Origin of the sequence: Acidovorax sp. HDW3 (assembly GCF_011303755.1) — a bacterium.
In the GTDB taxonomy this organism is placed as follows: domain Bacteria; phylum Pseudomonadota; class Gammaproteobacteria; order Burkholderiales; family Burkholderiaceae_C; genus Paenacidovorax.
Map to the genome: position 1 here is coordinate 866,144 of NZ_CP049885.1, position 25,229 is coordinate 891,372.

16 protein-coding genes and 2 pseudogenes are annotated in these 25,229 nt (G+C 66.8%); 10 read left to right on the top strand and 8 right to left on the bottom strand.

The features are described 5' to 3' along the window. The 5 genes from G7045_RS03870 to G7045_RS03890 are packed head-to-tail and all read right to left on the bottom strand — an operon-like array spanning position 1 to position 5,882. Positions 1-597: a protein phosphatase CheZ gene (locus tag G7045_RS03870; protein ID WP_166157575.1), complete on the bottom strand. Its 597-nt coding sequence runs from the start codon at positions 595-597 to the stop codon at positions 1-3. Continuing rightward, a complete protein-coding gene (locus tag G7045_RS03875; protein WP_166157578.1) occupies positions 594-986 on the bottom strand; it encodes a chemotaxis response regulator CheY in 393 nt (130 codons plus the stop codon). The genes G7045_RS03870 and G7045_RS03875 overlap by 4 nt, the downstream gene beginning before the upstream one ends. Positions 987-1,024: 38 nt before the next feature. Then, complete coding sequence (gene recD / locus G7045_RS03880; protein ID WP_166157581.1) at positions 1,025-3,148, bottom strand: exodeoxyribonuclease V subunit alpha; 2,124 nt, start codon at positions 3,146-3,148, stop codon at positions 1,025-1,027. Positions 3,149-3,151: 3 nt separating this feature from the next. Then, positions 3,152-5,185 (bottom strand): triacylglycerol lipase, encoded by a 2,034-nt coding sequence (locus G7045_RS03885; protein ID WP_166157584.1) that lies wholly within the window; start codon positions 5,183-5,185, stop codon positions 3,152-3,154. A gap of 4 nt (positions 5,186-5,189) precedes the next feature. Beyond that, entirely contained in the window at positions 5,190-5,882 is a 693-nt protein-coding gene (locus G7045_RS03890; RefSeq protein WP_166157587.1) for a TetR/AcrR family transcriptional regulator, read from the bottom strand. Positions 5,883-6,008: 126 nt separating this feature from the next. Between G7045_RS03890 and G7045_RS03895 the strand changes: the two genes are divergently transcribed. The 10 genes and pseudogenes from G7045_RS03895 to G7045_RS03940 all read left to right on the top strand — a co-directional run bounded on the left by G7045_RS03895 (position 6,009) and on the right by G7045_RS03940 (position 19,436). Continuing rightward, positions 6,009-7,010 carry an HlyD family efflux transporter periplasmic adaptor subunit gene (locus tag G7045_RS03895; RefSeq protein ID WP_166157590.1) on the top strand — a complete coding sequence of 334 codons (1,002 nt, stop codon included), beginning with the start codon at positions 6,009-6,011 and terminating at the stop codon, positions 7,008-7,010. Next, positions 7,007-8,830, top strand: coding sequence for an ATP-binding cassette domain-containing protein (locus G7045_RS03900; protein ID WP_166157594.1), 1,824 nt, complete (start codon positions 7,007-7,009; stop codon positions 8,828-8,830). The genes G7045_RS03895 and G7045_RS03900 overlap by 4 nt, the downstream gene beginning before the upstream one ends. Continuing rightward, entirely contained in the window at positions 8,827-9,957 is a 1,131-nt protein-coding gene (locus G7045_RS03905; RefSeq protein WP_166157597.1) for an ABC transporter permease, read from the top strand. Before G7045_RS03900 ends, G7045_RS03905 begins: the two co-directional genes overlap by 4 nt. 5 nt (positions 9,958-9,962) lie before the next feature. Next, on the top strand, positions 9,963-11,090 hold the full coding sequence (locus G7045_RS03910; RefSeq protein ID WP_166157600.1) for an ABC transporter permease: 1,128 nt from the start codon (positions 9,963-9,965) through the stop codon (positions 11,088-11,090). Positions 11,091-11,166: 76 nt separating this feature from the next. After that, a complete protein-coding gene (locus G7045_RS03915) occupies positions 11,167-12,684 on the top strand; it encodes an efflux transporter outer membrane subunit (protein ID WP_166157604.1) in 1,518 nt (505 codons plus the stop codon). Positions 12,685-12,689: 5 nt separating this feature from the next. After that, positions 12,690-13,759 (top strand): annotated as a pseudogene (locus G7045_RS03920) (HlyD family secretion protein). After that, positions 13,756-16,515 (top strand): ribosome-associated ATPase/putative transporter RbbA, encoded by a 2,760-nt coding sequence (gene rbbA / locus G7045_RS03925; RefSeq protein WP_205737203.1) that lies wholly within the window; start codon positions 13,756-13,758, stop codon positions 16,513-16,515. The pseudogene G7045_RS03920 and the gene rbbA overlap by 4 nt, the downstream one beginning before the upstream one ends. A gap of 80 nt (positions 16,516-16,595) precedes the next feature. Next, positions 16,596-17,723: pseudogene (locus tag G7045_RS03930) on the top strand (ABC transporter permease). A gap of 51 nt (positions 17,724-17,774) precedes the next feature. Beyond that, entirely contained in the window at positions 17,775-18,260 is a 486-nt protein-coding gene (locus G7045_RS03935) for a universal stress protein (RefSeq protein WP_166157610.1), read from the top strand. Between the two features lie 180 nt (positions 18,261-18,440). Then, positions 18,441-19,436, top strand: coding sequence for an IS481 family transposase (locus tag G7045_RS03940; protein ID WP_166157613.1), 996 nt, complete (start codon positions 18,441-18,443; stop codon positions 19,434-19,436). Positions 19,437-19,521: 85 nt separating this feature from the next. On the opposite strand, the gene G7045_RS03945 is transcribed toward G7045_RS03940, so the two are convergent. The 3 genes from G7045_RS03945 to recB form a co-directional block, all read right to left on the bottom strand. Further along, a complete protein-coding gene (locus tag G7045_RS03945; protein WP_166157616.1) occupies positions 19,522-20,136 on the bottom strand; it encodes a hypothetical protein in 615 nt (204 codons plus the stop codon). Further along, on the bottom strand, positions 20,133-21,008 hold the full coding sequence (locus tag G7045_RS03950; protein ID WP_166157619.1) for a nucleotidyl transferase AbiEii/AbiGii toxin family protein: 876 nt from the start codon (positions 21,006-21,008) through the stop codon (positions 20,133-20,135). Before G7045_RS03950 ends, G7045_RS03945 begins: the two co-directional genes overlap by 4 nt. Before the next feature lie 432 nt (positions 21,009-21,440). Continuing rightward, positions 21,441-25,205: an exodeoxyribonuclease V subunit beta gene (gene recB, locus G7045_RS03955; RefSeq protein WP_166157622.1), complete on the bottom strand. Its 3,765-nt coding sequence runs from the start codon at positions 25,203-25,205 to the stop codon at positions 21,441-21,443. Positions 25,206-25,229: the final 24 nt, after the last annotated feature.

Below are 25,229 nucleotides of genomic sequence, written 5' to 3' on the forward strand. Positions count from 1 at the left end.
TCAGAACCCCAGGGAGGCCAGCAAGTCGTCCACATCGTCTTGCTTGAGCGCCTTGTCGGGCACCTGCGGTCCGGCGAGCTCGGCCTTGGGCTGCACCACGGCGGTCAGGCGCTCGGGTGCGCTGTGCATGAGCAGCTCCAGCAGCTGCTTTTCGGTCTGGCCGATGATGTCGATCACCTTCTTGATGATCTGGCCCGACAGGTCTTGAAAGTCCTGCGTCATCATGATCTCGGTCAGCAGCAGGTTCTGGTTGTCGGCAAACTGCTGCGCCGCCTGGGAAAAGCGGTGGCACTGCGCAGCCATTTCCGCGCTGCTGCCTGGGGGCGCTTGCAGCGACTCGGTAAACGCCTGGCTGCGGGCTTTGAATTGCTGGCAGTCGGGCTGGCCCGAGTCGATCAGGTTGAGCACCTTGGTGGCGGCCGATTCTGTCATGTGGCCGACGTGGCTCAGGCGGTCGCGGGCGTCGGGAAACTCTTGGGCAATCGCGTGCAGGCTCTGGTCCAGGCCCAGCTGCGTCATGGCCTCGTGCAGGTTGCGCGTGATGCGGCCCAGGCGCTCGAAGGTTTCTTCCGGGATGTCGTGTGCAGGGGGGGTCATGCCAGGCCCTTTCGCTTGAGGATGGCTTCTATTTTTTCGCGCAACGTGGCCACCGTAAAGGGCTTGACGATGTAACCGTCGGCCCCGGCCTGGGCGGCGTCGATGATGTTTTCCTTGCGCGCCTCGGCTGTGATGAGCAGAAACGGCAGGTGCTTGAGCTGCTCGGAGGAGCGTACCGCGTGCAGCAGCTCCAGCCCCGTCATGCGCGGCATGTTCCAGTCGCTGATGACGAAATCGACGTCGTTGCTTTCGAGCTTGCGCAGCGCCTCGGCGCCATTTTCTGCTTCCAGGATGTGGGTGGCACCGGCCTCGCGCAGCAGGTTGCTGACGATACGGCGCATGGTGGCAAAGTCATCGACCACCAGAAGCGACTGACTGGATAAATCCATTGTTGTTTTTCTCGTAAGAGCAAAGTAGCACAGTTGTTCTATTTTAGTTGAACAAATTGTTTCAAGTTTGCATCAAGGGTGAGCCATTGCCCCAGCCCGCTGGCGCGCTCGGTGCTCTGGCCCACGGCCTGGGCCAGCAGCCCCGGCGCTTGCTCCACCAGCGTGAAGGCAGCGCGCGCGCGGGTGATGCCGGTATAGACCAGCTCGCGCGCCAGCAGCGCTGCGCAGCCGGTGGGCAGCACCAGCGCGGTGTGGGCAAATTCCGAGCCCTGGCTTTTGTGCACCGTCATGGCAAAGGCGGTTTCCACATGCGCCAGGCGCGTGCTGCTCACGGCGTGCAGCGCCTCGCCCTGCAAAAAGAACACGCGCAAGGCATGGCCGGCCTCGCTGGCGGGCAGGGCGATGCCGATGTCGCCGTTGAACACGCCCAGCAGCGGGTCGTTGCGCGTGACCATGACCGGGCGGCCCGCGTACCAGGCCCCCGGCTGCCTGGGCAGCACGCCCGCCTGCGCCAGCGCCGCCTGCACGCCCGCGTTGAGCCCAGCCACGCCCCAGTCGCCCGCGCGCACGGCGCACAGCAGGCGAAAGCGCTCGAACGCCTGCAGCACGGCGCGCACCCAGGCGGCGTGGGTGGCGGCAAAGTCAGGCGCGCCAGCGGCCTGGGCGATGGCCGGCCAGCGCGCAAGTTGCTCGGCATAGTCGGCATAGCTTGCGCAGCCGGGGCGGCCCGGCCAGGCCAGCTGCACGGCCTGGGCCGGGTCGCCGCTGGTGATCTGCGCCACGGCGCCGCTGGCGTCCTGCTGCAGCACGGCAGCTGCTTGGGCGGCATCGCCGGCGTTCACGGCCTGGGCCAGTTGGCCGATGGGGCCGCCAAAGCGGCGGCTGGTGCGCAGCATGGCGATGTGCTGCGCCAGCGCCGGGGCCGGATCGGGGGCGATGAAGCTGGGCGGCAGCACCTCGCCCGCCACCTGCGCCAGATAGTCGGCGCTGGCCTGGCTGTAGCGCCCGGCCTGGGCGTGCTGGCACAGGTCGCCCAGCACCGCGCCGGCCTCGACCGAGGCGAGCTGGTCCTTGTCGCCCAGCAGCACCAGGCGTGCGCTGGCGGGCAGGGCGGCAAGCAGCGCGGCCATCATCTCCAGGTGCACCATGGAGGCTTCATCGACGATGAGCACGTCCACCTCCAGCAGCCGCGCCGCATTGCGGCTGAAATGCCGCGTGTCTGGCCGCGCGCCCAAGAGCGAATGCAGGGTGCGCGCCGCACCTGCGCGCTGCACCAGCGCGGCCAGGTCCAGGTCGGCGCCCACCTGCGCCTGCAGCGCGCCCAGCGCGTCGTCGATCGACTGCTTGAGCCGCGCCGCCGCCTTGCCCGTGGGCGCGGCCAGGGCCACGCGCAGCTGCTCGGGCTGGGCAGCGGTGGCAAACAGCAGCGCCAAGAGGCGCGCGGCGGTGTAAGTCTTGCCCGTGCCGGGGCCGCCGGTGATGACGGTGAGCTGCCCGCGCAGCGCCAGCGCGCAGGCGATTTTTTGCCAGTTGGGGGCATTTTTGGGGGCGTTTGCTGCTTCTGCCGGGGGCGGGAAAAACCGGTCCAGCCAGCCGCGCGCGGTGGCCGCATCCACGGCCTTCCCGGACTCGCCCTGGGTGCGCGCCGCCACTTGCTGCGCCACGGCCTGCTCGTACTGCCAGTAGCGGCGCAGGTAGAGCAGGGGTTGCGCACTGCTGCCCGCCAGCACCAGCGGCTGGCCTTGGTCGGTCTGCGCTGGAGCCTGGCGCACCCAGGGGCAGGCGCGCAGTGCAGCCACCCAGTCGGCCAGGCGCTGGGGCAGCTGTGCCCACAACGCGATCAGGGCAGCCTGGGCTTCGTCTTGCGCCGATCCCAGCAGCGCCTGCGGCGTGGGCAGCAGCTGCGCCAGCGGCAGGCAGCTGTGGCCGCGCCCCTCCATCTGCGCCAGCAGCGCGCAGGCCACCAGAGCGCAGGGCGCGGCATCGGGCTGCTGCTGGTGCAGCTCGGCGGCCAGGGCGGTGTCGATATGGCGCAGCAGGCCCGCATCGGTGAGCGCACGCAGGGCGGCCAGGGCGGCGGTGGCAGTCAGGGGCGCAGGAGCCGCGTCGGTGGCGAACAAATCGAGCGTGGCGCTGTCGGCGTGGTGGGTGGGTGGGGACATGGCTTACCTCTTCGCGGCTGTGGCTGCTGGAGCCGTGGCACAACTGCGGATGTCTTCGTGCAGGATACGGCGCATTTCCGTGATCGCTGGTGCGGTGCCCTGGACACTGTGCGCCGAACGGACGATTTTTTCGGATGCGGCGCCGTCCAGATGGGCGCTCCAATAGGGCACCAGGCCATCGTCTGATTGGAGCAGGGGAATGGCAGGATCGGGGTGGCCGATGATCGAGTGGTAGCGTACGCACGGCGAGATGGGCAACTTGGCGGCGGCTTGGACGAACGGGTCGGAGCGGTCGAGGTTGTCGATGCTGTTGGGCAGCCTGGGCATGTCGGCGCCGGTCTGCGCCCCTTCGCCATGGGCCAGGTCGTCCAGTACGTCGGCAAAGCCTTCCAGCACGGTCAGCGGCAGGTGCACCAGGCGCGCGACGAAGCGCCCCAGGCGCCCACCGGCCACCTCGGTGCCACGGTGCGGGGCGGCGATGAAGATCGCGCGTTCCACTGGGGCCAGCGGCTCGAAGTGCATCAGCGGGCCGATTCGCGCACGCAGGCGCTGCATTCTTCGATCGTCGAACGTGCGTCCAGCCAGCAATTCGTTCCACAGCCCATCGCCCTGCGACGAGGACACCATCAAGCGCGCGATCACGCCACCCATGCTGTGGCCGATCACCACCATGTCACGCGAGGCCGCAGCGCTGCCTTGTGGATCGAAATGCCGCAGCGCCTCGTCCAGCGTCTGGCGGATGGCGTGGTGGTTGTATGCGATCGGCATGTTCGTCGGGTAGTAGAACTGCCAGATCTGGAACCGGCGGCGAAGCTCCTCGTCGCCCATCAGTTCGTTGGCCACGTTGACCCAGGCCTCCGGACTGCTGGCCAGGCCATGAATCATCAGGATGATGCGGCGCTCCGGGTCGTAGGGCTGCATCAGATACAGGTGCGGGCGCTCAAGGCCCTGCGCACTTGCGAACAGACTGCGCAGTGATTGCCGGCTGAAGCCCGAGCGCGCCAGCCACAGTCCGTAGTTGGCGGTGAAGTTCGCCGCCAGCGGCACACGCTGTCCATGCCATTCGATCTTGGCATCCCGGTAGGGGTCATGCACGGAAAGCGCGGCCTCGTGCGTGGACAGCACCTGGGCCAGGTTGGCGCCAGGAAAGTGCAGCAACGCAGTGATGGCCGTCGTCGGCATGTCGCTCCACGCTGGGCCGGGCTGCTGCGGTGCCCGTTCGGCTCGCGCACTGGATGCCCCCGTGTCGGCGTCCGCTGCCGCTGCCGGCACCGGGTCGGCCGCCATCACCGCCACCAGCTCACCACCAAAACCGTCGCGCCGAAACGTGCTGCGCAACCCGGAAAACGACAGTGAGGAGGCTGGCAGCAGTTCCTGCGGCAGGATTTTCCGTGCCTGGCTGGAGGGCACCGGAGCCGGCTTGTTCAGCACCACGACCCACGGTCCATCCCTGACGACCATGTCCGTATTCGCCATCGCCTTGCCGCGATAGCCGGCGAACACGAGCGATGCCGCCTCCTGCACGGCCAGGTTGTAGTAGTCGCGTACCTGGGTCTGGCGATCCTCAAAAGCCCGCGCATCCGGCGCGCGTTCGCTGAAGAACAGGTAGGCATAAGCGTGCCGGGCCACCTCCAGCCAGGCGTTCAGGTGCGGATCGCCGGCATCGGGTGCAGCCTGTTGCGTGGGGTCTGGCAAAACCTGCGGCAAGGTCTGCGCCTGATGCAGCCACAACTCGGATAGGGCCGACAGGCGCTGTTCGGCGGCCACCCCCTGAATATCCGACAGGGCATGGATGCAGCCGGTGGCCTCTGGCTTTGCGCAGGCACCATCGTCCAGGCCGGCGACCCGGATCGTCTCCAGGGTGGCGGCGCTGAGCTTGCCGCTGGTCAGGATGTCGCCCCGCTTGAGCGTGATGTACTCGCCCGGCGTCATGGCGGCGACGTGAACTGCGGGCTTGAATTCGCGCAGCACCGTGCAGCCGCTCAGCAGCAGCGAGGCCACCGCCAGGGCTGTCAGTGTTGCGTACCGGTTTCTCATTGCGCTACCTCGTGCGGGGCGATTGGGGCTTGCCTGGGGTTGTGGCCTGCTTCGCGTACTCCCGGGCTATCGCCTTCAGCCCACCGATGGCGTAGTGGTACAGGTGGCTTGCAATCGCCTGCGAAGGCATCTGGAAAATCTCCTGCAAGGGGCCGGGAAAGCTGCGGCCACCAACCAGCAGCATCAGGCCGGGGGCAAGCACATTGAGCAGGCAGCGGGTCAGGGCGGGGTCTTCTGCGGGGATTTGCGTGATCTCGCCGAGCAGGCGCTTGAGGAGCGCCATCTTCGGCATGGCCTCGTCCTGGAAAAGGATCTGCAGGTGCGAGGTCGGTGCCAGCACTTCCCTGGCCAGAACGCGCAATTGCCACGCCTGGGGTTCCTGCATCGCCAGCGCCACCAATTGCTCGATCAGCACGCGCAACTTCGATGCGGGGGGCATGTCGCTGTCCACCAGCTGCTGCAGGGCGCCCATGTCCAGCAAGCGGCCATGGCACTGCGTCAGCACCGTCTGGTACAGACCGCTGCGGTTGCCGAAGTGGTAGTTGATGGATGCCAGGTCCACCTGCGCCCGGGCGGCGATGGCCTTGTTGGGTGTCTCGGCGTAGCCGGTTGTGGCGAACAACTCGCCTGCGGCTTCCAGTATCCGGGTTCGTGTGGCTTCGCCATCCGAGCGAAGTCCGCGTGCAGGTTTATTCATTCCTCGATTGTCCAGGGCAGCACAGATAGCTTGCATTGTCGCCAAAATTAAAATTAAAATCAATTTAGTGTTATCGTGGTGCAGTGCATCGCTTTGCCTCTGTTTTGACTTTCCGGATCGTTTGACATGAAGAAACCTCTCATTGCCCTTGGTCTCCTCGTCGTGCTCGCGCTGGGCGCATGGGCCTGGATGCACCAGCGGGACAAAGGCCCCGACGGCGCGCTGGTGCTGTACGGCAACGTGGACATCCGGCAGGTGGCGCTGGCGTTCGACGGCAGCGGCCGCGTGGCCGATATGCAGGTCGATGAGGGCGACGCCGTGCAGGCTGGTCAGGTGCTGGCCACGCTCGATACGCAAACGCTGACCCTGCAGACCGAACAGGCGCAGGCACAGATCGGTGTGCAGCAGCAGAACCTGCTGCGCCTGAAGAACGGATCGCGCCCTGAAGAGCTCGCGCAGGCGCGCAGTGGCTATGCCGCCGCGCAGGCCGATGCCGAGCGTGCGCGCAAGGATCTGGCGCGCCTGCAGGGTATCGCGGCCCAAACGGAGCACCGTGGGGTCAGCGCGCAGGAACTCGATCGCGCCCAGGCCGCCGCGCAGGTGGCGGATGCGCAGGCCGCGCAAAAGCGCGATGCGCTGCGCCTGACTGAAATCGGCCCGCGCAAGGAAGACATTGCCGCTGCCGAAGCGCAACTGAAAGCCTCCGAGGCCCAACTGGCGCTGTTGCAGCATCAGGTTTCGCAGGGGCAACTGGTCTCGCCATCCGATGCCGTGGTGCGCTCGCGCCTGCTGGAACCCGGCGACATGGCGACGCCACAGAAGCCGGCGTACGCCCTGGCGATCACCGAGCCCAAGTGGGTGCGCGTGTATGTGGGCGAACCCGATCTGGGCAAGGTCAAACCCGGCCAGGCGGCACGCGTCACTACCGACAGCGCACCGGGCCAGTCCATCGCCGGCAAGGTCGGCTACATCTCCTCGGTGGCCGAATTCACGCCCAAGTCGGTGCAGACCGAGGAGCTGCGCACCAGCCTGGTCTATGAGGTGCGGGTGATTGTCGAAGACAAGGACAACGCGCTGCGCCTGGGCCAGCCGGCCACGGTGGTGCTGAGCAACGGCGACGCGCCATGAGCGGGGCTGGGCAAACTGGCGCCAGCATCGCCGCCGAAGGCCTGCGCAAAACCTTTGAGGCGCCAGGCGGCGGGCCGCTGCACGCGGTCGATGGCATCTCGCTGCAGGTGCGCCCAGGCGAGCTGACCGCACTGGTCGGCCCGGACGGCGCTGGCAAGACCACCTTGATGCGGATGATGGCCGGGCTGCTCAAGCCCGATGCGGGGATCTTGCGCGTGCTCGGCATCGACGTGGCGCAAGACCCGCAAACGGTGCAGGATCGCATCAGCTACATGCCGCAGCGCTTTGGCCTGTACGAAGACCTGAGCGTGCAGGAAAACCTGGATCTCTACGCCGACCTGCATGGCGTGCCGCAGGAAGTGCGCCGCGAACGTTTTGCGCGCATGTTGGAAATGACCGACATGGCCCGGTTCACGTCACGCCCGGCGGGCAAGCTCTCGGGCGGCATGAAGCAGAAGCTGGGTCTGGCTTGCACGCTGGTGCGCTCGCCGGATTTGCTGCTGCTGGACGAGCCCAGCGTGGGCGTTGATCCGCTCTCGCGCCGCGATCTGTGGAAGATCGTGCAGCAACTGGTGGATGACGAAAAACTCAGCGTGATCGTCAGCACCGCCTACATGGACGAGGCCGAGCGCTGCGCCCAGGTGTTCGTGATGCACCAGGGCCGCCTGCTCGCCGAAGGCGCTCCCGGCGCGCTGCGCGAGCGCGCACGCGGCCTGACCTATGTGGCGACGCCACCCACCGGCACGCCCGCCCGCGACCTGCAGGCGCGTTTGATCGACGCCCAGCCACTGATCATCGATGCGGTGCCCAAGGGCGGTGCGGTGTGGTTCATCCGCCAGCCCAAGGCCGATGCGCACGCACTGGATGCATTGCTCAGCGGCATCGACTGCCAAGCGCGCCCGGAAGAACTCGAAGACGCTTTCATGATGATGCTGCGCCAACAGCAGGCCCAGCAGGCCCAGCAGGCCCAGCAGGCCCAGGAGGCGGGCACGGTAGCCGAGACGCCCGCGCGCCCTTCAAATGCTTCCCCGCAATCGCCCTCGAATGGCAAAGGGGACGGGCCGGTGATCGTGGTGCGCGATCTGGTGCGCCAGTTTGGTGACTTCACCGCCGTCGCCAGCACCTCCTTCGATGTGGCGCGGGGCGAGATCTTCGGTCTGCTCGGCCCCAACGGCGCGGGCAAGACAACGACCTTTCGTATGCTCTGCGGCCTGCTGCCAGCCAGCAGCGGGCATCTGGAAGTGGCCGGCATGAACCTGCGCCACGCCCGCGCCCAGGCGCGCGCGCGCATCGGCTATGTGTCGCAAAAATTCGCGCTCTACGGCAACCTGAGCGTGCGCGAGAACCTGGAGTTCTTCGGCGGTGCCTACGGGCTGCGCGGCCAGGCGCTGCGCACGCGCGTGGCGGCCACGCTGGATCAGTTCGCCCTGGAGCCCACGGCCATCAGCGGCCTGCTGCCGGGTGGCTACAAGCAGCGCCTGGCCATGGCCACCGGTTTGCTGCACGAGCCGGATATTCTGTTTCTCGACGAGCCCACCAGCGGCATCGACCCGCTGGCGCGGCGCGCCTTCTGGCGCACCATCACCGCGCTTGCCCAGGCGGGGGTGACCGTCATCATCACCACGCACTTCATGGAAGAGGCCGAGTACTGCGACCGCATCGCCATCCAGGATGCCGGCAAGGTGCTGGCGCTGGGCACGCCGCAGGCGGTGCGCGAGCAGGCAGGCGATGCAGGCGCCGACATGAACAGCGCTTTCATCGCCATCGTCGAGCACGGCCGCGCCGCCGACCGGGCCGGAACCCCAGGAGGTCGCGCATGAGCCAACCCCCATTCATGCGGCGTTTCATCGCCCTGCTGCGCAAGGAAGTGCGCCAGATGCTGCGCGACAAGAGCAACCTGGCGGTGGGGCTGCTGCTGCCGATTGCGCTGATTCTGCTGTTCGGCTATGGCCTGTCTTTCGATGTGAAAAACGCCCCGGTCGCCGTGGTGCTGGAAGACAGCGCGCCCGCCGCGCGCGAGGCTGTCGCCGGTCTGGGCGGCTCAAGCTATTTGTCGCCAGTCTGGGGCACAAAGATGCAGGAGGCCGAGCGCCTGCTGCGCGCAGGCGAGGTGGACGCCATCGTGCGGGTACCGCTGGATTTCTCGCGCCGGCTTGCGGCGGGCGATGCCCGCATCCAGTTGATCTTGAACGGCGTCAACTCGACCACGGCGCAGACCGTGGAGGGCTACGTCAACAGCGCCATCGCCACCTGGGCACAAAAGCAGGTGGACCGTGCCGGCAACAAGCTCCCCGCGCTGGGGCGCGTGGAGGTGGTGCAGCGCATGTGGTTCAACGAAACCGGCAACAGCAGCTGGTACCTGGTGCCCGGCCTGATCGTGCTGGTGCTCACGCTGATCGGTGCCTTCCTCACCTCGCTGCTGATCGCGCGCGAATGGGAACGCGGCACGCTGGAGTCGCTGTTCGTCACGCCCGTGCGGCCGCTGGAACTGATCTTCGCCAAGCTGGCGCCGTACCTGGTGGTGGGCGCCATCGACCTGGTGCTATGCCTGCTGGCAGCGCGCTTTTTGTTCGAGGTGCCACTGCGCGGCTCCCTGCCCATCCTGTTCCTGGCCTCGATGCTGTATCTGCTGGTTTCGCTACTGCTGGGACTGTTCATTTCCGGCAAGACGCGCAACCAGTTCGAGGCCAGCCAGCTGGCCATGTTGGTCAGCTTCATGCCGGCCATGATGCTCTCGGGCTTCGTGTTCGACCTGCGCAATGTGCCGCTGGTGATCCAGGTCGTCGCGCAACTGCTGCCGGCCACGCATTTCATGGGCCTGATCAAGACGCTGTTCCTGGCCGGCGACCATGGGCCGACCATTCTGCGCAGCGTTGCCATCCTCTCCCTCTACGCCCTCGTGCTGCTTGTCGCCACGCACCGCACGCTGCGCAAGACGTTGGACTGACACCCATGGCTACCTTCCTTGCCACACTCTCCCAGATCATCGCCCTGGTGCGAAAAGAGCTCCTTGCGCTCATCAAGGAGCCTGCCAGCCGGGCACTGCTGATTGTCCCCGCCTTCCTGCAGGCGCTGCTGTACGGCTACGGTGCCACCTATGACCTCACGCACGTGCCCTATGCCGTGCTGGACCAGAGCCGCAGTGCGGTATCGACCGAGCTGCTGGCACGGCTCGATGGCACCGGCGTGTTCGTGCGCACGGCCACGCTCACCTCGCCGCAGCAGATTGCCGATGTGGTCGATGCCGAGCAGGCCTTGCTGGTGCTCAGCATCCCGCCGGACTTCGCGGCGCGGCTGAGCGCTGGCCAGGCTGCACCGCTGCAGCTCATTCTGGACGGGCGCAATTCCTCGACGGCAGGCTCTGCCGCCAGCCACGTCGCCGCCATCGTGGCCGCCTACAACGCCTCGCTGGCCACCCCGGGGGCTCCAGGGGCCGCAGGCATTCGGGTGGAGCGGCGCGCCTGGTTCAACCCCAATCTGGAATCGCGCTGGAACATGATGCCGGGGCTGATTGCCGCGCTGAGCATGTTGCAAACCCTGATGCTGGCGGCGCTGTCGGTGGCGCGCGAACGCGAACAAGGCACTTTTGATCAGTTGCTGGTGACGCCGCTCACGCCGATGCAGATCCTGATCGGCAAGGCGCTGCCCTCCATCCTGATCGGGCTGCTGCAGTCCAGCATCATCTTCCTGATCATCCGTTTCTGGTTCGAGATTCCGATGCAGGGCTCGGTGGGGCTGCTCTACTTCGGGCTGATCGTCTTCACCGTCGCCTCCGTGGGCGTGGGCCTCTCCATCTCCGCCCTGTCGCTGACCATGCAGCAGGCGATGCTCTACACCTTCCTGCTGATCATGCCGCTGATGCTGCTCTCGGGCCTGTTCACGCCCGTGCGCAACATGCCCGAGGTGCTGCAGCTCGCCACCTACGCCAATCCGCTGCGCTTCGGCATGGACATCGTGCGCCGTGTCTATCTGGAAGGCGCGGGCCTGATCGACATCTGGCGCCAATTCATCCCCCTGCTGGTGCTGGCCGCCACCACGCTGCCGCTGGCGGCCTGGCTGTTCCGCAACCGCTTGTCATGACTATCAAAAACATAGCTGCTTGCGCTTGCTGCATAAGCGCTAGAGGCCAATTCAACCCATAAAAGGAATCACCGCCATGGCCCATCGCCTTGCACCGCTGGTCATTGCCATCGCCTCGATCGTTCTGGCCGGTTGCGCCGCCGTCGGTCCGAATTTTGTTAAGCCGGTGCCCCCCGCGCCCGATGACTGGACAAGCTGGCGCAGCGGCGATGCCGCGCTGCACATCCCGCCCGAAGCCGCGCAGGCGCTGCCGAGCCCGTGGTGGCAGGCGTTCAATGACACCACCCTGAATGCGCTGCAGCAGCGCGCCTTCGACAACAGCCCCGACCTGCGCACCGCCGCGCTGCGCTTTGCCCAATCGCGCAGCCAGCGCACCACCGTCGCCGCGCAGCGCGGGCCGGAAGTGAACGCCAGCGCGGGTGCCAGCCGCCAGCGCCAGAGCGAGAGCGGTGCCAGCACGCGCACCATCGGCATCATGGGGGCCGGCCCGGGCGTGACCGAGCTGCTGGCCGAGCCCTTCACGCTGTACCAGGCGGGGTTCGACGCTTCGTGGGAGCTGGATTTGTGGGGCCGCGTAAGCCGCTCGGTGGAGGCCGCCGACGCCGATGTCGGCCAACAGGCTGCGCTGCTGGACCTGGCCCGCCTCAGCCTGGCCAGCGACGTGGCGCGCCACTACTTCGAGCTGCGCACCGCCCAGCGGCAGACTCGCTTGATGCGCGAGGACATCGCCGCGCTGGAAGACCGCGCCGCGCTGCTGCAAGCGCGGGTCGAGGGCGGTGTGCTCAACCACACCGATTTGCAACGCCAGCGCACCGAACTGGCCGCGCTCAAGGCGCAGTTGCCGCCGCTGCTGGCGCAAGAAGCCGCCAGCGTCAACCAGATCGCCCTGCTGCTGGGCGAGCGCCCCGGCGCGCTGCAGGCCGAACTGGCGCCGCGCGATACCGACGCCAGGACGGCGCTGCCCGATCTGGCCCTCGGCCTGCCCTCGGAAGTGGCGCAGCGCCGCCCCGACATCCGCGCCGCCGAAGCGCGCCTGCACAGCGCCACCGCCAACATCGGCATCGCCCAGGCCAATCTGTACCCCAGCATCCGGCTGGGCGCGAAGTTCGGCTTCGAGTCCTATCTTTCCGGCGAATTTGCCGACTGGGGCAGCCGCACCTGGTCGGTCGGCCCCAGCCTCAACCTGCCGATCTTCGACCACGGCCGGCGCACAGCCACCGTGCAATTGCGCGAACTGCAACAACAGGAAGCGGCGGTGAACTACCAGAAAACCGTGCTCAAAGCCTGGCAGGAGATCGACGATGCGCTGTCCGCCTACAGCGCTGAACAACAACAGGCGCAGGAGCTCCAAGCCCGCAGCGACGCGGCCAGCGATGCCTACCAGCTTGCCCAGGCGCGCTACGACGGCGGCGCCACCGACTACACCGCCGTGCTCGACAGCCAGCGCAGCTATCTGCAGGCCCGTCGGGATCTGGCCGCCAACCAGGGCAGGCTGGCAGCGCGCTTCATCACGGTGAACAAGGCATTGGGAAATGGATCCGGTTCAGAACAGCTGCCTTCGCCGTCCGTTCCACCCACTTCCTTCGCGCGTTGAACACCATGGCCCTCTCCCTCAAGAACAAGTTAATTCCAATCGTCGTCGTGGCCGTGCTGGCCCTGGCCGGCTGGTACGCCTGGCAGTGGTTCTCCGCTGGCAGTGAGAACCAGGCCTTCATCAGCGGCAATGGCCGCATCGAAGCCACGGAGGTGGACGTCGCCACGAAACTGGCCGGCCGGGTAGGCGACATCCTGGTCGAGGAAAGGGCCTTCGTGAAGGCTGGCCAGGTTCTCGCGACCATGCAGGTGCAGACGCTGGAGGTGCAACTGCGCGAAGCCAAAGCACAGCGGCAGCAGGCGGTCCATGGCGTGGCCAGCGCCCAGGCGCAATGGGCCATGCGCCTGAGCGACAAGACCGCCCTGATCGCACAGGTGCGCCGCGCCGAGGCGGAACGCAACGCGGCCCAGCGCCGGCTGGCACGCTCCGAGACGCTGGTCAAGGAAGGGGCTACCTCCACCCAGACCCTGGACGATGACCGTGCCCGCACGGAAAGCGCCGAGGCCTCCGTGGCCGCTGCCCAGGCGCAGGTGGCGTCGGCCGATGCGTCCATTGCCGCCGCACGCACGCAGATTGTCGGCGCGCAGTCCCAGGTCGAGGCCGTCGATGCCACGCTGGAGCGCATCCAGGCCGAGATCGACGACAGCCAGCTCAAGGCACCGCGCGATGGCCGCGTGCAGTTCCGCGTGGCGCAGCCCGGCGAGGTGCTGGGCGCGGGCGGGTGCTGAACATGATCGATCTGTCGGACGTGTACATGACCTTCTTCCTGCCCACCGAGGCGGTTGGCTGTCTCGCGCTCGGCTCGGAAGTGCGCATCGTGCTGGACGCGGTGCCGGGCTATGTGATTCCGGCCAAGGTTTCCTTCATCGCCAGCGCGGCGCAGTTCACGCCCAAGACGGTGGAGACGGCCAGCGAGCCCGAGAAGCTGATGTTTCGGGTGCGGGCGAAGATCGACCGCGAACTGCTGCGTGAGCACCCGGAGCACGTCAAGACCGGCCTGCCGGGCGAGGCCTGGGTGCGCCTCGATCCTGCGCAGGAATGGCCGGCCCGCCTGGCGTTGAAAGCGCGGCCATGATGCAGGCCTCCCCAGCGCCCGAGGTCGTGCGCCTGGAGCAGGTGCGCCTGCACTACGGCAAGGTGCAGGCCCTGGCCGGCATCACGCTGGGGGTGCCATCGGGCTGCATGGTGGGCCTGATCGGGCCGGACGGCGTGGGCAAGTCCAGCCTGCTGTCGCTGGTGGCTGGCGCGCGCGCGGTGCAAACCAGGCAAGGTGGAGGCCGCGTGCAGGTGCTGGGCGGCGACATGGCCAGCCGCCGCCACCGCGACGCCGTTTGCCCGCGCATCGCCTACATGCCGCAGGGCTTGGGCAAGAACCTGTACCCGACGCTCTCGGTAGAGGAGAACCTGCAGTTCTTCGCACGCCTGTTCGGCCACGACGCCGCCGAACGGCGCCGGCGCATCGACGACCTCACCCACGCCACGGGCCTGCACAAGTTCCTCAGTCGGCCAGCGGGAAAGCTCTCCGGCGGCATGAAGCAGAAGCTGGGCCTGTGCTGCGCGCTGATCCACGACCCGGATCTGCTGATCCTGGACGAGCCGACCACGGGCGTGGACCCGCTGGCGCGCGCGCAGTTCTGGGACCTGATCGCGCGCATCCGCCAGGATCGGCCGGGCATGAGCGTGATTGTTGCCACGGCCTACATGGACGAGGCCCAGCGCTTCGACTGGCTGGTGGCCATGGACGACGGCCAGGTGCTGGCCACCGGCACGCCTGCCGAGTTGCTGGCGCGCACCGGCAGCGCCTCGCTGGAGGCCGCCTTCATCGCGCTGCTGCCCGAGGACAAGAAGCGCGGCCATGCGGCGGTCGAGATTCCGCCGCTGCAGGCGGCAGAGGACGACATCGCCATCGAGGCGCAGGATTTGACGATGCGCTTCGGCGATTTCGTCGCGGTCGATCACGTGTCGTTCCGCATCCGTCGCGGCGAGATTTTTGGCTTCCTCGGCTCCAACGGCTGCGGCAAGAGCACGACGATGAAGATGCTCACGGGGCTGCTCGAAGCCAGCGAGGGCAGGGCCTGGCTGTTCGGCCATGAGGTGAACCCGAAGGACATCGCCACCCGCCGCCGCGTGGGCTACATGTCGCAGGCCTTCTCGCTCTATGGCGAGCTGACGGTGCGGCAGAACCTGGCGCTGCACGCGCGTTTGTTCCAGGTGCCCGAGGACGCAATTCCCGAGCGGGTGGCCGAGATGGAGCAACGCTTCGATCTTGCCGGGGTGCGGGACAGCCTGCCCGCGAGCCTGCCGCTGGGCCTGCGCCAGCGCCTGTCGCTGGCCGTGGCGATGGTGCACAAGCCCGAACTGCTGATCCTGGACGAGCCGACCTCGGGCGTGGACCCGGTCGCGCGCGACGCCTTCTGGCGGCTGCTGGTGGAACTCTCGCGCCGCGACAAGGTGACGATCTTCATCTCCACCCACTTCATGAACGAGGCCGAACGCTGCGACCGCATGTCGATGATGCACGCGGGCAAGGTGCTCGACAGCGACGTACCCGCAAAGCTGGTGGAGAAGCGCGGTGCGCAGAATTTGGAAGAGGCGTTCATCGGCTACCTGATCGAGGCCGGCGGCGGCGCGCCGAAGGCCGAGGCGCCCGCCGTTGCCGCAGCGCCAGCTCTGCAGCAGGCTGTCCCCGCGCACCGTCGGCGCAGCCGCTTCAGCCTGCAGCGCCTGGTCAGCTACCTGTGGCGCGAGTCGCTGGAGCTGCAGCGCGATCCGGTGCGTGCCACATTGGCATTCGCAGGCTCGCTGATCCTGATGCTCGTGATGGGCTACGGCATCAACATGGACGTGAACGATCTGAGCTATGCCGTGCTGGATCGGGATCAGTCCAGTTTGAGCGAGAGCTACAAGCTGAGCCTGTCCGGCTCGCGCTACTTCGTGGAGCAGCCGCCGATCACCGATTACGCGGACATGGATCGCCGCCTGGCCAGCGGCGAGCTGAGCCTGGCGCTGGAGATCCCGCCAGGCTTTGGCCGTGACGTGCTGCGCGCGCGCGAGGTGGTGATCGGCGCCTGGATCGACGGCGCCATGCCATCCAGGGCCGAGACCGTCATGGGCTACGTACAGGGCATCCACCAGCACTGGCTGACCGAGCAGGCCACCGCGCGCAGCAACGGCCCAGCGGCCGGGCTGGCCGGCATCGAAACGCGCTTTCGCTACAACCCGGACGTCAAGAGCCTGCCGGCGATGGTGCCGGCGGTCGTGCCCCTGGTGCTGCTGATGCTGCCGGCCATGCTCACGGCGCTGGCCGTGGTGCGCGAGAAGGAGACCGGCTCGATCATCAACCTGTACGTCACGCCGGTCACGCGCACAGAGTTCCTGCTGGGCAAGCAACTGCCCTATGTGGCGCTGGCCGTGCTGAACTTCCTGCTCATGGCGCTGCTGTCCGTGACCGTCTTCGGGGTTCCGGTCAAGGGCAGCTTTACCACCCTGTTGCTCGCTGCGGTGGTCTTCAGCTTCTGTTCCACCGGCTTGGGCCTGCTGGCGTCGAGCATCACCAAAAGCCAGGTCGCGGCGATGTTTTTCGCCATGATCGGCACGGTCATGCCGGCCATGCAGTTCTCCGGAATGAACGACCCGGTCTCCTCGCTGCAGGGCGGTGCGCGCGTGCTGGGCCAGATCTACCCGGCCACCCACATGATCGATGTCAGCCGGGGGGTGTTCAACAAGGCGCTGCACTTCGGCGACCTGGGCGCCTCGCTCCTTCCCATGCTGATCGCCGCGCCGCTCATCGTGGGCGCCTCGATCCTGCTGCTGCGCAAACAGGAGCGCTAGTATGAAGAAACCCCCACGTCGCTTCGCTCCTGCCCCCCGAGGGGGCGGTCAGTGCCTTCGGGCGGCCGGGCGCCACTGACATGCGCCAATTCCTCTCCAACATCTACCGCCTGGGCATCAAGGAGCTGTGGAGCCTGCGGCGCGACCCAACCATGCTGGTGCTGATCGCCTTTGTGTTCACCCTGGGCGTGTACACCGGCGCCACGGCCATGCCCGAGACGCTGAACAACGCGTCCATCGCGATCGTGGACGAGGACCAGTCGCCGCTGTCGCAGCGCATGGTCTCGGCCCTGTATCCGCCGCAATTCAGCAAGCCGCAGATGATCGCCTGGTCGCAGATGGATCGCGGCATGGACGCGGGGCTGTACACCTTCGTGATGGTGATTCCGCGCAACTTCCAGCGCGACCTGCTGGCGGGCCGCTCACCCCAGATCCAGCTCAACGTGGACGCCACGCGCATGAGCCAGGCCTTCACGGGCAGCGGCTACGTGCAGTAGATCGTCATGGGCGAGATCGGTGAATTCGCCCAGCGCTACCGGGCCAGCGCCGTCCCGCCGGTGGATCTGGCCCTGCGCGCGCGCTTCAATCCCGCGCTGCAGCCGTCCTGGTTCGGCAGCCTGGTGGAGGTCATCGACTACATCACCATGCTGTCCATCGTCCTGGCCGGCGCGGCGCTGATCCGCGAGCGCGAGCACGGCACCATCGAGCACCTGCTGGTCATGCCGGTGACGCCCGCGCAGATCATGCTGGCCAAGGTCTGGTCCATGGGGCTCGTGGTGCTGCTGGCGTGCTGGGTGTCGATCACCTTCGTCGTGCGCGGGTTGCTGCACGTGCCGGTGGCCGGCTCGCTGCCGCTGTTTTTTGCGGGCGCGGCGCTGTGCGTATTTGCCACGACCGCCATGGGCATCTTCATGGCCACGGTGGCGCGCAACATGCCGCAGTTCGGCATGTTGATGATCCTGATCATCCTGCCGCTGCAGATGCTCTCGGGCGGCAGCTCCCCGCGCGAGAGCATGCCCGAGCTGGTGCAGCACATCATGCTGCTGGCGCCGACCACGCACTTCGTCAAGCTGGGGCAGGCCATCCTGTTCCGTGGCGCCGGGCTGGACGTGGTGTGGCCGCAGTTCGTGGCGCTGGCGCTGATCGGCGGCGTGCTGTTCGCGCTGTCGCTGCAGCGCTTTCGCAAAACCATCGCGCAGATGGCCTGACCATGGAACAGCACATCTGCCTCGCTCAACCTGACCTACGGGAACAATGCCATGTACTCAAAACTTCTGGTGCCGCTCGACCACAGTGCGACCGCCCACCATGCCCTCGATCATGCGGCCGTCCTCGCGCGCATGAGCGGCGCGACCATCGTCCTGTTGCACGTGATCGAGGAGCTCAAGCACGCCAACGGCTTTGAACGACCCAAGGTCTACATCGAGGAAGTCCGGCCCGGCTTCCTGGCTGCCGGCCAGGCATTGCTGGACCAGGCTGCGCAGCGCCTGCGCCAGGATGGCATCGCGGTGGAGACCGTTTTGCTCGAGAGCAAGGGTGAGCGTGCATCAACCCTCATCGTCCAACAGGCCGACGCCGCGCGCTGCGACCTGGTCGTCCTGGGCACCCATGGCCGCCGTGGCATCGACCGCGTGATGATGGGCAGCGATGCCGAGCAGGTGGTGCGGTTGGCCACGGTGCCGGTCATGCTCGTGCGCCAGAGCCATCAGGCCATGGCGCGCCCGAGCGAGGCCGGGGCGAAGTAAGTGCGCAGTCGCTCGGCGCTGGCAGGCGCAAAGAGAACGACATGGGCCTGGTGATGGCGCCTGATGTTGCCTGTGCTGTCCAGTCTCGTATGATCATATGCCACACAGGAGTTGGGCATTCTTCCAAGCAAGAGAGGTAATGCGCAACGTGGTGGAATCCTTCAAACAGGAGCAATCGACATGAGCCAAGTGCACGCGCAAGCACGAACCACACCGCGTACGAGAGCCGAGATTAAAGCTTCGTCAGCATCGATTGCAGAGCTGGCCGATCGCTACAACATCAACCGTGCGACAGCACGCAAATGGAAGCACCGAGACAGCCCGGATGATCTCTCGCACCGTCCGCACACGCTGCATACCACGCTCTCGCCCGTGCAAGAGGCCATCGCTGTGGAGCTGCGCCGCCTGCTGTTTCTGCCCCTGGATGACCTGCTGGCGGTGGTGCGAGAGTTTGTGAACCCGCAGGTCTCCCGTGCAGGTCTGGATCGTTGCTTGCGCCGCCACGGTGTCTCCAGTTTGCGTGAACTTCAGGCCCAGGCCCAGGCCGACGCAGGCACTGCTGACAAGCCCGTCAAGACCTTCAAGGACTATGAACCAGGCTTTGTGCATGTGGACATCAAATACCTGCCGCAGATGCCCGACGAGCGCCAGCGGCGCTATCTGTTCGTGGCCATAGACCGGGCAACGCGCTGGGTGTTCATGCACATCTATGCCGACCAGAGCGAGGACTCCAGCGTGGACTTCCTGGAGCGTCTGGAGCGTGCAGCGCCCATGAAGATCGTCAAACTACTCACCGACAACGGCAGTCAGTTCACGGATCGGTTCACGAACAAAAAACGCGAACCCAGCGGGCGGCACAAGTTCGATATGCGCTGCAAGGCGTTGGGCATTGAGCACCGGCTGTGTCCGCCGCGTCACCCGCAGACCAACGGCATGGTGGAGCGTTTCAACGGGCGTATCAGCGAAATCGTCAGGCAAACGCGCTTTGCATCCGCAGCGCAGCTGGAGGCCACATTGATGAACTACGTCAAAACCTACAACCACCAGATTCCACAGCGTGCACTCAAGCACGTTTCACCCGTTCAGGCGTTGAAGGATTGGTATGCAAAAAAACCGGAATTGTTCAAGAAGCGTGTTTACAAACAGGCGGGACTTGACACATATCAAGCTCCTTGATTCAACACCGCCCCAAAGATAAACGAGGCAGCAAAGTTTCGCAACACAAAAATAGCGTCTTTCATTGAGGCTGAGCTCACCACCATCATCGTGAGTAGGCGATAAATTTACCCAGTGGCTCGGCGGTCATGCCGTAGGCCTGGCACGCTTGGTTCCACTGCTCTTGAGCGGCTTCGTCCAGCGCCCCCCATTCAATATCGTCGGGGTGCAAGCCCATCTCCCCCCATTCCTGGTCACGCAGGAGGTCAGCCAATGCCCAGGCGGGATGCAGTGATGGCAGAACCTCCTTCGCGTGGCGAACGATGCCCTGCGCAGCCTGCTTGAACCACTTGGCACCCCGAAAATCCATCTCGTAGGGGTTGACGCGATAGCGCCGCTGGCTGGCGTTCACGGCCACCTGTGGGCGTGACGGAATCTGGGTGGTCCAGCCGGCCCGGCGCAGAACCTCAATGCCCACCAGCACAGCAGAGGGCATTGCCATGAGAACAGCGCGCTCCCATTGTGGCTGCGGGTTTCGCACCAGGTTGGCATAGACATCGCTGTGCCCGCCCAGGGGCGCCACAAGCTCCCGCTCCTTCCAGAGGTAGAGGTACTGCGAAGCGGTCTTTGAATCGAACCCATGCCTTACCGTGAGGTCGCTGCCACGGAAGAGCTCGGGCAGGGAGCGCAGTCTTTCGTGCGCCGAGATGTACGGGGTCATCGGCGATACCCATCGTTTTCGTGCTGCACAGCAAGGGTGCGCATCACGTCAATGCCTTGGTCCAGTGCGAGGATTGCAGAACTGGCCATCTCTCCAGCCAGATGCGCATCCATCGGCCAGGTCGGAGGCAGCCAGCGCCGCAGATCTTTGGCGATGGCCGGGGCTGCATCCCGCAGCTCGGCCCTGCGGCCGAAGGACTTTTCAAGCCAGCCTTGAGCGGTCTCGTTCGGGTAGGTGAGCAGCCTGACGCTCAGCTTTTCCTGCGTAACGCTTTCGATCGCATGGTGTCGAATGAGCCAGTGCAGATCGAACACATCACGCGGCTTGAGGTAGCTGCGCGCTGCCAGCGCAAAGACCTTGTCGGCATAAATCTCGGACAGTTCCGCTGTCGGGACAAACGTTTGCAGACCGGCATTGGCCCCATTCAAGATGCGCACTGGCGCAACCGTCACGCCCACCTCCCCAAGGGCGTGGTCTTCAGTTTTCCACAGCTCCACCTTCACGTGGACGCCGCCGATGAGGTTTTCGCCTCCGACGACGACCATGAAAGAGTGGGGATTGCGGCCGTCTTTGGCTGGCTTGACGGACACTGACGCCCCTTCAGGGAGCGCCAAGTTGTACTGCAGCCGCTGTAGTACGGCAGACTCGATGGTGTTCAGCTTGAGCGAGGACTTGACGAGGAAATCCAGATCCTCGGAGAGCCGTGGCGAACCATGCGCCAGGTGCAAGCTGGTGCCCCCCTGGAACACCAGGTCGCCGGCAGTCCAGCGGCGGGATGACATCAGCGCCTGCAGCGTCGCTACATGCAGGGTCTGCCGTAGATCGAAGGCTTCAGAGGGGGAAAGGATGCGCCGAGCCATAAACGTAAACATTTATCTAAAATTTGTTAGATAAGTTTAGCATTTTTGATGCAGGGCACAAGCCCTGTGCTTCGGGCCGGCAGGGCCTCCCAGTCGGTCAAGCCGAGGATGTTCGGCGCCGAAGTAGTACAGCGCACCATAGGTTTCCATCAAGTAGCCGCTCTGGGACTCGTTGGCTACCGGGTTGATGGCGAAAAGCGAAACCACTCAATAGCGCGAGGGGCGGTTTGCGGGGTGAAGGGTGGAGGCGCGCCGCTGGCGGTATGGCCGTGGCGGCTCATGGCTGGGCCTCTAGTGTCCTGAATTGGAAAGTCGATGAACAAATCACCCGAATATCGGCGCCATGCAGCGTCGCCAATCCTCGCCATAGCGACGGCTATAGCTGCGGTTTGCGCCTTGCCTGGCACCGATCCCGGTCGATTTGTTTCTCAACGAACCTCCAACTCAGGACACCAGGGGTTCATTGTTTTGATAGCTGCTGGCGCTTGCTGGATAAGCGTTTGGGGCGATTTTTGGCATTAATTCCTCGAGCCCATCGAGCAGCGCCAGCGGCGCGGCCTCGGTGTGCAGGCTAGCGGCGGGGCCGTCCAGGCCGCGCACGAAGTAGTACAGCGCGCCGCCCAGCTGCGCTGCCGGGTCGTAGGCCGCGCCCAGACGCTGGCGCAGCAGGCGGTGCAGGGCCAGCAGGTACAGCAGTGCCTGCACGTCGTAGCGGTGCGCGAGCATGGCGGTTTGCAAGGCCGGGCGGTCGTAGCTGGCGGCGTTTGGCCCCAGGCGGTTGGTTTTGTAGTCCAGCACCCAGTAGCGCCCAGCGTGGGCAAAAACCAGGTCGGCAAAGCCCATCAACATGCCGTGCAGGCTGCGCTCGGGCAGCGGCGGGCGTGGCTGGCCGGGGAGGATGTGGCGGCGACACAGAGCGTCGATGGCGGCGGCGGGTAGCTCATCCACCGGCAGCCAGAATTCCATTTCGGCCAGGCGCTGGTGGCCGGGCGCCTCCTGCAGCTGCGCCAGGCTGGCGCCCAGCGGCGCCAGCGGGTGCTGCACGGCGGCGGCCAGCCAGGCGTGCAGGTCGGCGGCCTGGGCCTCGCTGTAGCCGGCGCGCTGGCAGCGGCGCTGCAGTTGCGCAGCCTGCGCGGGGCCCAGGGCAAAGCCTTCGTCGCTGAGCCATTGCAGCTGGTCGTGGATGAAGTTGCCCACCAGCGGCCCGGCGGGAAAGCGCTGCCAGGGCTGGGCGCCGGCGGTGGCGGCGGGGGCTGCCTCCGGCTCGTCGTCCGCCGGGCGCAGGGGGGCCGTGGGCAGGGGGGCGGGGAGCAGGTCGGGCGCGGCCTGCGGTGGCGCGCTGGCGTGGCCGCTGGCGATGTCGCGCACCAGGGCCGAGAAGCTGGCGATGCCCCAGCGCCGGTCGAAGTCGGCCGCGTAGGCGGGGGCGGGCTGCAGCGGCGCGGCGGCGCCCGTGGGCGGCAGGCGGGTGGTGGGCACTTCGGGCGGCACGGGCGCGCAGTGGGTGTGGGGCGCGGCGGCGCAAAAAATTTGCAGCTGCTGCAGCCAGTCCGCCTGGCTGCGCGCTGCGTCGCCCGCCAGCAGGTAGCCGCTGGCGCTGCGTTCGTTCACGCAGGCTTTGCTGGTGCCCCGGCGCAGCGGCCCCCAGCCCAGCCACAGCGCGTGGCGCGCGCGGGTGAGGGCGACGTAAAGCAGGCGCAGGTCTTCGCGCAGGCGTTCGTCGTCGGCCAGCTGCAGTTCTTCGTCGGTGTAGGTCAGGTGCAATGCGTGGCCGCCGCCGGGTTGCGGCAGGCGCAGTAGTGCGGTGTTGCGCTTTTCCTTGGGCTGGTAGCTGCTGGCAAAGGGGATGCACACCAGCGGGTATTCCAGCCCCTTGCTTTTGTGGATGGTGACGACTTTGACCAGGTCGGCGTCGCTTTCCAGGCGCAGGGTTTGTTCGTCGCCCTCGCCGCCGGGGGCGCTGATGTGCTCGGCCAGCCAGCGGATCAGCGCGTGCTCGCCTTCGAGCTCGGCGCTGGCGCTCTGCAGCAGCTCGGCCAGGTGCAGCACGTTGGTCAGGCGGCGCTCGCCGTTGCCGTCCTCGTTTTGCAGCCAGCGCGCGGGCAGGCCAAAGCGGTGCAGGATTTGGCGCACCAGGGCCAGCACGCCCTGGCGCTGCCAGACACCGTGCAGCTGGCGCAGCTGTTCGCTGGCGGCGTCGAGCAGGGCGTCGTCGTGCGCCAGGGGTTCGAGCTCTGGCAGCGTCAGGCCCATGAGGCGGGTGGCGAGTGCGGCGCGCAAGCTGCGCAGATCGAGCGGCGCGGCCACGGCGCGCAGCCACAGCAGCAGGTCTTGCGCTTCGTCGCTGGCCAGCACCGATTCGCGATCGGACAGGTACACCGAGGCCACGCCCCGGCGCTGCAGCGCGCCGCGCACGGCGTCGGCCTCTTTTTTCTTGCGCACCAGGATGGCGATGTCGCTGGCTTTGAGGCGGGTAAAGCCTTTTTCCGGGTGCGCAAAACCGGCGCTGGGCTCAGCGAGCCACTGCACGATCTGCTCGGCGCAGCATTGCGCCAGGTGTTGCTGCAGGTCGTCGTTTTTCATGGGCTCGCCATCGGCGGCCCGGTGCCAGGCCAGGTGCAGCGCGGGTTGATCTTCGCCCTGGATGACGAAGCGCTCGGCGCGGCCTTGGGCGGCGACGGCCTCAAACGGCAGGGGGTTGTCGGCCACGCCGTCCTGCCATTGCCGAAACTGAAAGGCGCCGCTGCCCGGGCGCTGCTCGGCGTGGGTGAACCAGTGGTTGACGGCAGCGACCAGCGCCTTTGTCGAGCGGTAGTTGGTGCCCAGCACGTAATGGCGCCCGGCGGTGGCCCCGCGCGCCTGCAGGTAGCTGTAGATGTCGGCGCCGCGAAAGCCGTAGATGGATTGCTTGGGGTCGCCAATCAAGAGCAGGGCGCTGGCGGCGTCGTTGCTGGCGGTGCGGTAGATGTGGTCGAACAGCTGGTACTGCACGGGCGAGGTGTCCTGGAACTCATCGACCAGCGCCACCGGGTACTGCGCCAGGATGGCCGCGCGCAGCGCTGCGCCGCGCGCTCCGGTCAGCGCCGCGTTCAGGCGCGCGAGCATGTCGGCAAAGCCAAAGGTGCCCGCCTGCTGCTTGAGCCAGAGCAGGCGCTGTTGCACGCGCACTGCTGCGTGCTGGCGCAGGGCCGGGCCGGTGGCGGGCACTTGCGCCAGGGCAGCGAGCAGGTCGGCCAGGGCTTGGGATGCCGGGTGCAGGGCGGTGGGTACGTCGCCGCTTCGGGCTTCATCGAGGCCCGAGGGGGTGAGGCGGGTGGCGCCAGTGGCCATTTTTTCGGCCAGATCAGCGTGGGGGGCGGCGGCCCAGTCGCGCAGCGCCTGAAACCAGGGCTTGTAATAGCGCGCCTGGAGTTTTTTGCCGTTCCAGGCGGATTTGTTGTGGGCCAGTTCGCCGTCAAGCCAGTCCTCGAACTGCTGCGTGCGCTGCGCCCAACCCGCCGCCAACGCGGCCAGCTGCGCGCTGCGCTCGGTTTCAATCTGGGTAATCAGCGCCCCGGCATCGCCCGTGCCCAGGGCCGATTCCAGCGGCTCTTTCACCAGCTCTTGCATGTCGGCGGCCAGGTCGTCCACCGTGGGCCATTGCGCCAGCACGGCGTCGAGCTCTGCGCCCTGCAGCGGATAGACCTGCTGGCGCCAGTAGTCCTGCGCGGCCTGGGTGCGGCGCTCGTCCTCGTCGGCCTCCAGGGTTTCGTCAAACAGGCTGCCGCTGTCAAATGCGTGCTCGCGCAACATGCGCTGGCACCAGGCGTCGATGGTGTGGATGGCCGCCTCGTCCATGCCCTCGGCGGCCAGCTGCAGGCGCCAGGCGGCGGCCTCGCGTGCGGCACTGTCGGCGTAGCCGGCCAGCAGACCTTGCAGAAAGCCGTCGCTGGCGGGCACGGCCTCCTGGCCGCGAAAGCAGGCGGCGGCCTGCACCAGCCGGGCACGGATGCGGTCAGACAGTTCGCGCGTGGCGGCGCGGGTGAAGGTCATCACCAGGATGTCGGGCGGCAGCAGCGGGCGGGCAAAGCCGCTTTCTCCGCCATGGCCGAGCACCAGGCGCAGGTAGAGCGCGGCAATGGTCCAGGTCTTGCCCGTGCCGGCGCTCGCTTCGATCAGGCGGCTGCCGTGCAGGGGGAAGGTGAGGGGGGCGAGGGGGTGGCTGGGCATGGTCAGTCCATATCAGGGGGTGTG